We start from the raw sequence: 10,654 nt of genomic DNA, 5'->3' as shown, positions 1-10,654 counted from the left end.
ATGCGGTGATGAGTAATCACTATCATGTGGTGTTATTTATTGATGAAGAAAAAGCGAAGCAGTGGACAATGACTGACGTACTTGTGCGTTGGCACCGCATACACAAAGGCACGTTACTGACCAAATAATATTGCAACGGTGACGGCTTAGCTCAACCCTTACTTGATGAGGTTAATGCAACCGCAGAGGTCTATCGAAAGCGCCTGATGAAAATCAGTTGGTTTATGGGGTATATCAATGAAAGTATTGCAAGAGCGGCTAACCAAGAAGATAACTGCACCGGTAGATTTTGGGAAGGACGCTTTAAATCCCAAGCGTTATTAGATGAAGCAGCGTTAGCGTCTTGTATGGCCTATGTTGATTTAAACCCTATTCGAGCCAATATCGCAAAGACACCAGAGAGCTCAGCCCACACAAGCATAAAACGTCGTTGTAAAGAGGCAAAAAAGGGCCAACAGCCCAAGACCCTGCTTTCCTTTATTGGTAACCCCAGGAAAAACATGCCAAAGGGCCTACCTTTTGAACTCGCCGACTATCTTCAATTAATTACGTTAACTGGCCGTTGTATTAGCGGAGATAAACGGGGTTTTATCGAACAAAAACAACCTGAGATACTCAAGCGATTGAATATCTCAGCGGACAACTGGTTAATCATCACCACCGAATTTAGAACACAATTTCATGGTGCTATCGGCCACGAAGATGTGCTGAGTGACTACTGCGAGCATCAGCAATTAAAGCGACGACATAACTTAAGCCATTGCAATAAACTCTTTGCTTGAAAACATTAAAACAGGTGTGAATTATAAAGCCATGATTTTGGAGAAATAGCCTTGCCAAAAAATTGTTATTTTGGGAGCAAATTGACTACATCTTTCTTTAATACATGCATATATTGTCAAAATATCTCTTATAGCTGAGGACTCCATAAATGTTGAAGTTTATTTGTCATCTATTTAGCTTTTTAACATGAGTGTCTTATTAATTACTTTTTGATCTTTAAAGTGAGTGTCTTTAAATTAATGGTTTAATGCCTCACGAGTGGGGCTGTATTTCTTGTAATTTTTGCTTCATAAAATCGATAAAAATTCGGTTCTTATTGGGTAAATATTTACTTTGTACATACTGCAAACAAATATCACCTTGGTAATTACCTTGTAACCGCCAATCTTCCAAAAGTGGAATTAGCTTGCCACTGCTAATGCCCTGTTGTGCGATATAATCAGGCAGAGAGCCAATACCAAAGCCTTGTTCAATAGCGTCTCGACGCATTTCACTGTGGTTAAGTAAATATGAACCAGTGACTTGTACGCTTGTTTGTTGATTTTTTTGACTAAATCGCCACCGGCTATCTGACATATTTTCACCTAAGCAAAGGCAGGGTAAATCTTTTAAATCGTCAGGGTGTGTTGGCAGCGGATGGTTAGCTAGAAAATCAGGACTGGCACATAACACTTGCTCACTGCGACCAATTTTAACGTTGACCAAAGCTTCAATCGGTTTGTCATTGATATGAATTAAGAAATCAACACCGTCATGAATAGGATCTAAAATCCGGTCAGTTACTTTTAAATGCAATTGAATATCAGGGTAGCACTTTAAAAACTCGACAAAGAGTGGCCGCAATACTCGATTGGCAAGTGATTTTGGTGCCGCCACTCTTAACAAGCCACTAACTGTCGATGTTGTCGAGCTACTGGCATTAACGGCTTGCTCTGCTGACTCTATCATCTGTTTACAATAATTAAAGGTTAATGTTCCTGACTCTGTTAACGCTAGTTGCCGTGTAGTGCGTTGTAATAGTTTTATGCCTAAAGCATCTTCTAATCGGCTAATTTGGCGACTTACCGCTGAGGGTGTGACCCCAAGTTTTATTGCCGCTTTACTAAAGTTGCCCTGCTCAACGACAGTTACCAAAATAGCCATATCAGACAATAAGGGGATTAGTTTATTTGTGTCCATCAAGCACAAGTCCTTTTACAAATAGGTGTATTGTTTTAAATTTCTCATAGATTAACATAGCTACACAGTAACAAGTGAGTTGCTATGAGACTATTTTAAATGATGAGAGAGAAATATGGAGTTGTTAATAAGTACTTACATGACAGAAATTATTGCGGTAAGCACCATCGCTATTTTTATGGCTATGTTGCCTGGTGCTGATTTTGTCATGGTGACTCGCACGAGTATCTATAATGGCCGTTTATCGGGGTTATATATGAGTCTAGGTATGTGTTTATCAGTTTGTATACATGCTAGCTATTCGATTGCAGGATTAGCGGTTGTGATTGCAAACTCTGCCTGGTTATTTGCGACAATCAAATATTTAGGAGCGGCTTACCTTATTTATATTGCCTGGCAGTTATTAACAACACGTGATCTGTTAAATAATGATCACAACAATCAAACCGCAGCAATGTCGCCTTTTAACGCGATGCGTCGAGGCTTTACCTGCAACATCTTAAATCCGAAAACATCTATCTTCTTCTTAAGTATTTTTACGCAAGTTGTTTCTGTAGATACTCCGCTAATAATGCAAGTAAGTTATGGGATAATTATTATGTTGGCTCATTTTATTTGGTACAGCGGTGTGGCGTTATTGTTATCACACCCTAATATAATGCCTCGTTTTAATCGTCACAAACAAAAAATAGATAAAGTCGCAGGATTCATATTAATGATAATTGCTATAAAGCTCATTTTAATGAACGCTGTTTAAGTAAAAATTTCTCAGGCGTTTATTTAGGTCTGCCAACTTATATCAGCCTTCCAGTGATTCGCCCTTAGCCCTCACTTTACGTTTGAATGATTTAGCTAAGGCTATTACACCCTCGATAATGGCTTTGGCAGTGGAGAATGTGCATGCAATGTATTTGATAACTATTTACACTTTGCAGGCGTTCTTTTTGTGTAATATTTTATATTAAGCAAATTGGCTTATTAAACCTCTCAAGTTTGATTTAAGTCATTAATAGCATTACATTGATTATACATGGCTAAAAAATAAACATATTTATGGATTAAATGTGGCTGAATCTTTGATATCAGAACTGAAAAGGCGAAATGTTTTCAAGGTTGGGATTGCCTACCTTGTTCTTGCTTGGGTTGTTGTTCAAATCACGTCAATTGCTGTTCCGGCATTACACTTGCCTAATTGGATAAATACTGCGGTATTTTTTTTTGGTCTTATTGGTTTTCCTTTTGCCCTTTTTTTTGCTTGGGCGTTTGAAATAACTCCCGACGGTATCAAGCTTGAATCCGCCATATCATCTGGAGATTCTACTGCTGCTCTTACGGGTCGTAAATTAGATTTTATCATTATTGGCCTTATGGCAATTGCCTTGATTTACTTTATTTATGAGAGTCGTTTTCAATCACCAACGGCTTTAGTCTTGCCAACAGAACAAGCTGAAGTTATTGCCCAAGTTTCCATCAAAGTTAATGCAAATAATCCATTAATATCAGAGCCAAAGGGTACCTCGATTGCTGTACTTCCTTTTGTAAATATGTCTTCTGATAAAGAACAAGAATACTTTTCCGATGGTATTTCAGAAGAAATATTAAATGTATTAGCAAAAATACCGAAACTACAAGTAACCTCTCGTTCTTCGGCGTTTGCCTATAAAGATACCAAGATTAATATTTCGGAAGTTGCTAAAATTTTAGGTGTGAAAAACGTACTCGAAGGCAGTGTGAGAAAGTCGGGTGTAAGAGTGCGCATAGCCGCTCAGCTCATCAATGCTGAGACAGATAAACACTTGTGGTCTGAGTCATATGATCGCGAGCTTGATGACATCTTTCAAGTACAAGATGAAATATCAGCAGAAATTGTCGATGCACTGAAGGAAACCTTAGGCATATCATTAGTTAAGACAGTATCTTCTGCGCAAACTATCAACCCTAAAGCTTATGATTTATATCTGCAAGGCCTAAGGGGACTTCATACCTATACCTTTGAAAGTTTAGATAATGCCGCTGCTGCTCTTGAGTTAGCAACAGACATTGCCCCCGAATTTTTGATGGCGCGCATTAAGCTGGCAGAAACATATGCTCGTCAAATTATTACGGGTAGTCGCTTTGATTGGCTAATACTTGATAAGGCAGAAGCGCTAATTAAAGAAGTACTTAGCATTAATCCAAACTCTGCTGAAGCTTATTTTGTTCGGTCATTAATTATAAAAACAGATCGTAAGTTACGTAATCAGTATGCAAAAGAAGCTTATCGGCTAAATCCTAATAATGTCGATATCATCATAAGGCATGCACAATCAAATGGTGCTGAAATGGGAGAAGATAACGCCAGGGCTTTATTTGAAAGGGCTCAAAAAGTTGACCCACTTAATGCTGATTTACCGTATTTTTTTGCAGTATATTTAGTACAAACATTACAAAAATATTCAGAAGCGGAACAAACGCTTAAACAAGCTATTAAGGTTAACCCGAAGAATACTTTTTATCCTTTTTATTTAGGACAAATATATGCACAGCATATGGGGCAAATTGTTGATGCTATTAAGCTGGCTGAAAATGGTGCAAGGTTAGACCCTAACGACCCTTATTTTCCTCAAGCACTTTCGATCTACTATTTATCTTTGGGATCTGGTCTTAAGTCTCTTGAATATGCAGAAAAGGCAATGTCGATTAATGCCAATAACGCTGAAATTATCAATCAAAAAGTGAACAGTCTTATTTATCTTGGGCAAACCGCTAAAGCGTTAATACTCATTAACGATACCATAGCCGATGCTAATACGGTATATCCCAGTAAACAACTCAAAGAGCGCTTTATTACTGGTGCCATATACTTATTACTCAAGCAGCAAAAATTTGCCGATGCAGAGGCATTGATTAATCTACATATTCCGGGGATAAATGAATGGGTTAATCAACCACCCCCCGCAACATTGGATGCTATAGAAAATGTAAATGGCATTTTGCTACTTGCCCGTGTTTATAAAGCACAAGGTCAGTTAGCCAAAGTTGAAAAGGTTGTTGAGAGAGTAAAGGGACGAGATGAGTCTTTTTATCTTACAGGTCAAGCACGCTTGTTGGGTATTGAATACATGAACCTTGCTATCAGTAGCTCACTCGAAAATAACGATGAGCAGACGATTAAGTACCTCGAAGCTGCCATTGATAATGGTTATTTATATAATTGGCGTGCTAACTTATTACAATCACCTTATTTTATCGATCTAGCGCAACAGCCAAGGTTTACGGCATTAATAGGACGATTAGAAACTGAAATGCTAAAACAAATAGCGGTACTTAAGCAATAGTTAAGATTTTGATATAACGATATTTATACTCTTTTCTGTATAGAGTGCAGTATTTCTATAGTTAAATCAGAAATTTTTGTGGCAGAACGTTTGGTTTATGGCTGATATCACTAAGGCGAAATCAGCCATATAATCGCAATGTGATTGGTACAGTGCGAATAATGCGATTTTTTTATGCTTCTTGCAAAGCAATAGCAGCCATTTTCATAGTACTTTCAAAAGTCTCTGCTCCGGCTATGAACAGGCCATTATGACAGAACATTGCATCGTCAATACCGGTTACGGCTTTTAGCGCATCATCAGATAAGCCAGCCCATGCTTGAGGTAGTGATTTTCTATCTTCGAATGAACCCGGTTCAACAGGCACTGTTTGAATTCTCCAAGGACCAGAGCCAGAAGGATAAACCATATATAAAGCTTGTGCAGACAGAGCATGAACGGTTCTTTTCCATGGCGTATATTTATCTAAAACAATCACTCTTGGATCTTCTGCATTATCAATCGCTTTAGCGACAATTTCTTTTGCACTAATTCCGCCATTTGCAGAGGCAATAAACCGAGTCAAAATACGTGTCGCAAACTCAACCGCCTCATCAAAACAGCTATCAAAGTGACTATCTTCTTGCCAAGTAGGGTTGAACATTGAAATCGTTTGGCTAAGGCTAATACCTTGGTTTATACCTTTAGAAGCGCCTTCGGTATAGCCACAATCAATAGCGTCAATTGTTGAAACTAGCCCTGCATCAACAGCGTTAGCTACGTCTTGGTTACCCTGACATATTTCTAAGCCATATTTCTGCCAAACCAAGCCAAATGAAGAATAAGGAATTCCATTTTCGCGTTCACCACCACCACCACGCTGATGGTGATCGAATCGACCTGCATCTGCGTTATATTCACCACCAACATCAATAACAAGATCTGCTTTACCGATAACCTCTAAATTGCGTGTGCGTATGAGGTTAAAGTTAGGAAAAATGTGTTTAAGAGCAGCGATACTAAACACGTCATCTGCATGAAAATTACCGTTGTGAGTTGCTATAGTTATATCATTCATTTTTTATATCATTTTAGAAAGGAATAAGAAGATGTTGCTAGTTAACTTCACTATTTTGACTGGCCGATTTGGGACAACGTCAAGGTGTAGAAATTATAAGGCAGATTCTATACGAAGACAGCTCACAAAAATAGTGGGCTTTTAATAACACTAGTTTTCAATACCGGTGAAAAAATCAATAAAGAACAATAATATCCTTGTTAATAATGTTGATTGAATCTGCGTTTAGCTAAGGGGAATGATAGGGGGTATTTTCTAAATTGGGCTTAAAACGCATCATCTTCGCTGTAAACATTAACATCAAGATCACCGTCCATGCTTTCTGAAACTAAAAAAATTATTGGTTTACAGCAAACTTGGCAATCTTCAATATACTGCTGGTCTACGTCGGCTGAATCAATGAGTACTTTAATTGTTTCGCCACAATAAGGACATCCTATGCGCTTTTTAGTCAATTGATTCAATTGTTACGGTTTCCTATAATTGTCAGTAATATAATCATTCATTATCGAGAGTTATTTTAAATGATAGGTGGGAAAGGTGTAATGATAAAGCCATATTCAAGCATAACTCAACGCTATGCCTGAATACTGGTAATTAACCAAAATGATTAAAAACGATTTTGTTACCATCTAAATCACGAAAGTAAGCACCATAAAATACGTCAGGTATACGCTGCCCTGGTTCTCCATCACAAGTCGCACCTAAGGCAATGGCTTTATGATACATTTCATCGCACTGCTCTTTTGAGCCCGGCGCAATAGCAAGCATATTGCCGTTACCACAGTTTTGAGGCGCTTCATTATAAGGTACACAAATAGCGAGCATGGGCTCTTTCATACTTTTACCAATAAATATAATGCGTTCCATTTTTATTAACGTTTTAGCGCCTATAGGTGCCAAGAGTTCATTATAAAAGGCTTCTGATTTTTCTAAATCGGTTACACCGATGGTGGCATAGCTAAGCATATCTATTCCTTTTTAATTATGATTAAGGTGATTCATTTTAAGTAGAATGTTAACTACAACAGGTTAACCAAATCATGTCAATAACGCTTGTTTATTCAGATATTATGGGATGGATTTATAACTCGTACAATATGATGAATATTAACTATTTTAATAACGTGGCTAACTATTTATTGGTATTTAGCAATAATTTTCTCAATGCTTTTATTATCAATCATTTGTTGTAATGCTTTATTTAATCTTGGTAAAAGTTCAAGTTTTGTTGGGTGTACACGCATCATAACTTCTACCGAGCTCACCACGTCTCCAACGACAATATCACTTAAAGTTGGAAGATGTCTTTTCATATATTGTATTGAGGATTTACTGATAAAAATTTGGTCAACGCGTTCAGCCAACAATTGCTTAATGAGCAAACTTTCTGATTTATTTAATACCTTGTTGATGTCATTATTGGTAAAGGATGCCTCAAACCTAGGATAAGTAAAGCCTCTAACTATGCCTACTTTGTGTCCAAATAAATCTCTTGGTCCTTTTACTTCAAATTCATCACCAGAGCGAAAAACAATCACTTCTTCAACACGTTCATAGGCAATGGAATACAAACCTATTTCTTTTGAATTACTGCGCCAAATAGGGTTGATTCCGGGTTCAATATCAACACGGCCAAGGTCAAATTCAAGCATAGCTCTAGCGGCTGGCATTTTAACCATTATAAAAGTATCGCCGGTAATTTCTCCTATTTGGTGAAACATGTCGGCAAATATGCCTGATATTGTAGCCTTGCCTTGTTGATCTATTGTAGAGATATTGTGTGGAGGATTGGCAGGATCGTAAGAAATCACCTTATAGGTATCAGCGATGAGTGGCCATGATGTGATAAGAAGGATATTAATAAAGCATAACTTTATTTTACAACGTAGAGTCATTTTACTTTCTTTTCAATCGGTGATCTTACAATAAACATAGCAGAATATGGGTAGTTAAGGGAATAAATCTCATGGTGAAATTATAAATATTTAATGGGTTTTAATCCTGCTAAGTTTGTGGTGCTATGGCAGACAGCTTAATCGTTATAAGGTGAACTGATTGAACTGTATCGCCAAAGTGATACTGCGAAATAATAGTAATCTTCGCTAAAGCTTAGCTAATATAGCCATATTTTCAAGTTGTCGTTTTTTAAGTGATTGAAATAATGATAAAATATATAAGGAATAAACTTTGCAAGATAGCATTTTTATTTAATGAATAATGAGACAACCTAACCATGAATATAAACCTTTGGGTATTTTTAAGTATCGCTGTGATTTTTTTAGTGAGTTTTTTAATTATTTTGGTATTAAGTACCAATAAAAAGAAAATAAAAGAATTAGAAGTAGAAGCGTTGAAATTAGAAAAAGCTAATTTAGAGACAGAAGTCGCGGCAGCGGTTAATAAAACACTGGGTGACCAATTAAGTCGAATAGAGGTATTGGAAGCTATCGTTACCGATAAAAACTACAACCTAAACGAAAAAATAACTCGATTATAAAGAGTAATCCTATTAATTTTTTCTAATACATTAATAGTATGAAATATTGATGTATTAGCGGTTAAGACAGACTACCAGCAGATAAAAATAGGCGATCAGCTAATCGCCATAGAAGGATGCAAAATTTCTGGCTGTCGGCACACTAAACTAAAGCATTAATGAATAAGTCCAAAGGGCAGTGATTACACTTTATACTCCTTAATACCGATGGTTCAGAATATTCGACGAGTTTGTTGCTAGAATAAGGTGTTTGGTTAATCTTTTAGGCCTATTTTTTTTAATAAGACCATCATTGGGCACCATTTAGTAAATGATGACTGTATTAAGTTGACCGCAATAAAAGCAGTAAACCATAACCAGTTTATTGATAATGTTACGGTTAAAATAAGTGAAATAAGTATCATTGTGCCTGCTATTAGTCTTAATGCATCGTTCTTAGTCATGGTAACTCCGTGATATTGGTATGGTTAAATTAGTATTACATCATATTATATTAGGTTTTATTAAATTAGCAAATACTAATGTATGTTGTTGGCGCAAGTTATGGTGGTTATGCGGCGGCCATGGCGGCGTTAAAAACACCTGACTTATTTTGGTACGCAGTCAGTTTTGCCGGAGTGAGCGACCTTCGAAATATTTTTTTTAAGAGTCGTTACTACACTAATAAGAAATTTGTAGAACACCAAATGGGTAAAGATGTTGACACTTAATCGCCCGTTCACCGTTTTATCAGGCAAAGCGAATTAATATACCTATGTTATTATTCCATGGTGCCAGCGATACCTTGGTTAATGTTCGTCAAAGCCAAAGATTTTACCAGAAGCTATTAGACTTAAATAAGCCAGTTGAATATATTGAATTGGCAGACGGCGACCACTATTTGTCTATTCAGCGTAATCGACACAAAGCTTTTACAGCCATTGCCGAATTTTTTAAACAACATTTAGTCAGCCTAAAGTGATGATGTATTCTTAATATAAAATAGGCAAAAGAGCTTAATTATGAAAATTTTATTTTTGGCTAATAAAGATTTAGCGAGTAATTTTGCACTGAATAAACTGCTACCAGAGGTCTGTAAACACCATGAGGTTCATCTATGGTTATCAGCAAAAGTAGGCAAAAGCAGTGTGATACCAACGCCATTAAAGACGCTAAAGTTTTTCGAGCAAGACTTGTTTAACCAACTGCTAAGTCCGCTAATTCCTAAGACTAAAAGTAATAACGATAGCTATAAAACTTTTGATGGCTTTAGCGTCTTTTTAAATTCAGCGATTCGAGACGTCAAGCAAATTAATTCGCCAGAGATGATTAATGATTTGAAAGAGTTGGCGCCCGAACTTATTGTTTCAATACGCTTTGGTGGCATTCTAAAAGAAAAGGTTATTAATATTCCTACCAAAGGCATTATTAATCTACATTCTGGCATATTACCTAAGTATAAAGGCGTGATGGCGACGTTTTGGGCAATGAAAAATAACGACGATAAAATAGGTACGACACTGCACACCATTGACGATGGTTCGATAGATACAGGAAAAATAATCAAGACTTCTACTACACTAGTTAATAGAGAGAAATCTTATTTATGGCATGTGCTTGAGCTTTATAAGCAAGGTGCAACCGATATATTAGCGGCTATTGAAACACTTGAAAATGACGAGTTACTTTGTTCTCAGCCACAAGAAAAGAGTGCTAGCTATTTTACCTTTCCAAATAAAAATGAATGTCTAGACTTTGAACAAAGTGGTTTTAAAATCACCGATGAGCAAGAGTACATTGAATTTATACAAAAATATTACTTGTAAGTGTAAATTTTAG

The 10,654-nt window shown here is 36.7% G+C and carries 13 protein-coding genes; 7 read left to right on the top strand and 6 right to left on the bottom strand.

The window, feature by feature from the left end; translation table 11 throughout:
- The first annotated feature begins 206 nt into the window (after positions 1-206).
- Positions 207-782 carry a transposase gene (locus H4J76_RS10065; RefSeq protein ID WP_259377135.1) on the top strand — a complete coding sequence of 192 codons (576 nt, stop codon included), beginning with the start codon at positions 207-209 and terminating at the stop codon, positions 780-782.
- Positions 783-1,035: 253 nt separating this feature from the next.
- Here the strand turns inward: H4J76_RS10065 and H4J76_RS10060 are convergent, their stop codons facing one another.
- Complete coding sequence (locus H4J76_RS10060) at positions 1,036-1,962, bottom strand: LysR family transcriptional regulator (protein WP_182230522.1); 927 nt, start codon at positions 1,960-1,962, stop codon at positions 1,036-1,038.
- A 115-nt stretch (positions 1,963-2,077) separates the two neighbouring features.
- Here H4J76_RS10060 and H4J76_RS10055 point away from each other — a divergent pair, with 115 nt between their 5' ends.
- Positions 2,078-2,719, top strand: coding sequence for a LysE family translocator (locus H4J76_RS10055; RefSeq protein WP_182221329.1), 642 nt, complete (start codon positions 2,078-2,080; stop codon positions 2,717-2,719).
- 307 nt (positions 2,720-3,026) lie between these two features.
- Positions 3,027-5,279 (top strand): hypothetical protein, encoded by a 2,253-nt coding sequence (locus H4J76_RS10050; RefSeq protein ID WP_182230521.1) that lies wholly within the window; start codon positions 3,027-3,029, stop codon positions 5,277-5,279.
- A 172-nt stretch (positions 5,280-5,451) separates the two neighbouring features.
- Here H4J76_RS10050 and H4J76_RS10045 read toward each other — a convergent pair whose 3' ends face one another.
- From H4J76_RS10045 to H4J76_RS10030, 4 genes are all read right to left on the bottom strand, one after another.
- Entirely contained in the window at positions 5,452-6,336 is an 885-nt protein-coding gene (locus tag H4J76_RS10045) for an MYG1 family protein (RefSeq protein ID WP_182230520.1), read from the bottom strand.
- Between the two features lie 266 nt (positions 6,337-6,602).
- Entirely contained in the window at positions 6,603-6,800 is a 198-nt protein-coding gene (locus H4J76_RS10040; RefSeq protein ID WP_070375466.1) for a CPXCG motif-containing cysteine-rich protein, read from the bottom strand.
- Positions 6,801-6,933: 133 nt separating this feature from the next.
- Complete coding sequence (locus H4J76_RS10035; protein WP_070375467.1) at positions 6,934-7,305, bottom strand: VOC family protein; 372 nt, start codon at positions 7,303-7,305, stop codon at positions 6,934-6,936.
- A gap of 170 nt (positions 7,306-7,475) precedes the next feature.
- Positions 7,476-8,234, bottom strand: coding sequence for an ABC transporter substrate-binding protein (locus tag H4J76_RS10030; protein ID WP_182214478.1), 759 nt, complete (start codon positions 8,232-8,234; stop codon positions 7,476-7,478).
- 338 nt (positions 8,235-8,572) lie between these two features.
- Here H4J76_RS10030 and H4J76_RS10025 point away from each other — a divergent pair, with 338 nt between their 5' ends.
- Positions 8,573-8,836 carry a hypothetical protein gene (locus H4J76_RS10025; protein WP_070375469.1) on the top strand — a complete coding sequence of 88 codons (264 nt, stop codon included), beginning with the start codon at positions 8,573-8,575 and terminating at the stop codon, positions 8,834-8,836.
- Between the two features lie 254 nt (positions 8,837-9,090).
- Here H4J76_RS10025 and H4J76_RS10020 read toward each other — a convergent pair whose 3' ends face one another.
- Positions 9,091-9,279: a DUF2892 domain-containing protein gene (locus tag H4J76_RS10020; protein WP_070375470.1), complete on the bottom strand. Its 189-nt coding sequence runs from the start codon at positions 9,277-9,279 to the stop codon at positions 9,091-9,093.
- Positions 9,280-9,357: 78 nt separating this feature from the next.
- Here H4J76_RS10020 and H4J76_RS19930 point away from each other — a divergent pair, with 78 nt between their 5' ends.
- Genes H4J76_RS19930 through H4J76_RS10010 form a run of 3 tightly spaced genes read left to right on the top strand, consistent with a single transcriptional unit; the run spans position 9,358 to position 10,641 of the window.
- Positions 9,358-9,546 (top strand): S9 family peptidase, encoded by a 189-nt coding sequence (locus H4J76_RS19930; RefSeq protein ID WP_259368041.1) that lies wholly within the window; start codon positions 9,358-9,360, stop codon positions 9,544-9,546.
- A 44-nt stretch (positions 9,547-9,590) separates the two neighbouring features.
- Positions 9,591-9,797 (top strand): S9 family peptidase, encoded by a 207-nt coding sequence (locus tag H4J76_RS19925; protein ID WP_259368040.1) that lies wholly within the window; start codon positions 9,591-9,593, stop codon positions 9,795-9,797.
- A gap of 40 nt (positions 9,798-9,837) precedes the next feature.
- A complete protein-coding gene (locus tag H4J76_RS10010; RefSeq protein ID WP_182230519.1) occupies positions 9,838-10,641 on the top strand; it encodes a formyl transferase in 804 nt (267 codons plus the stop codon).
- Positions 10,642-10,654: the final 13 nt, after the last annotated feature.

It is taken from the genome of Colwellia sp. BRX9-1 (genome assembly GCF_014077195.1).
Classification (GTDB): Bacteria; Pseudomonadota; Gammaproteobacteria; order Enterobacterales; family Alteromonadaceae; genus Colwellia_A.
This window is presented reverse-complemented; position numbering and strand designations above follow the sequence as displayed.

Bases quoted from the DNA above. Each gene is read 5' to 3' on its own strand.
- H4J76_RS10065 (WP_259377135.1), top strand. From the start codon at position 207: ATGAAAATCAGTTGGTTTATGGGGTATATCAATGAAAGTATTGCAAGA.
- H4J76_RS10060 (WP_182230522.1), bottom strand. From the start codon at position 1,962: ATGGACACAAATAAACTAATCCCCTTATTGTCTGATATGGCTATTTTG.
- H4J76_RS10055 (WP_182221329.1), top strand. From the start codon at position 2,078: ATGGAGTTGTTAATAAGTACTTACATGACAGAAATTATTGCGGTAAGC.
- H4J76_RS10045 (WP_182230520.1), bottom strand. From the start codon at position 6,336: ATGAATGATATAACTATAGCAACTCACAACGGTAATTTTCATGCAGAT.
- H4J76_RS10035 (WP_070375467.1), bottom strand. From the start codon at position 7,305: ATGCTTAGCTATGCCACCATCGGTGTAACCGATTTAGAAAAATCAGAA.
- H4J76_RS10030 (WP_182214478.1), bottom strand. From the start codon at position 8,234: ATGACTCTACGTTGTAAAATAAAGTTATGCTTTATTAATATCCTTCTT.
- H4J76_RS10025 (WP_070375469.1), top strand. From the start codon at position 8,573: ATGAATATAAACCTTTGGGTATTTTTAAGTATCGCTGTGATTTTTTTA.
- H4J76_RS10020 (WP_070375470.1), bottom strand. From the start codon at position 9,279: ATGACTAAGAACGATGCATTAAGACTAATAGCAGGCACAATGATACTT.
- H4J76_RS19930 (WP_259368041.1), top strand. From the start codon at position 9,358: ATGTATGTTGTTGGCGCAAGTTATGGTGGTTATGCGGCGGCCATGGCG.
- H4J76_RS19925 (WP_259368040.1), top strand. From the start codon at position 9,591: ATGTTATTATTCCATGGTGCCAGCGATACCTTGGTTAATGTTCGTCAA.
- H4J76_RS10010 (WP_182230519.1), top strand. From the start codon at position 9,838: ATGAAAATTTTATTTTTGGCTAATAAAGATTTAGCGAGTAATTTTGCA.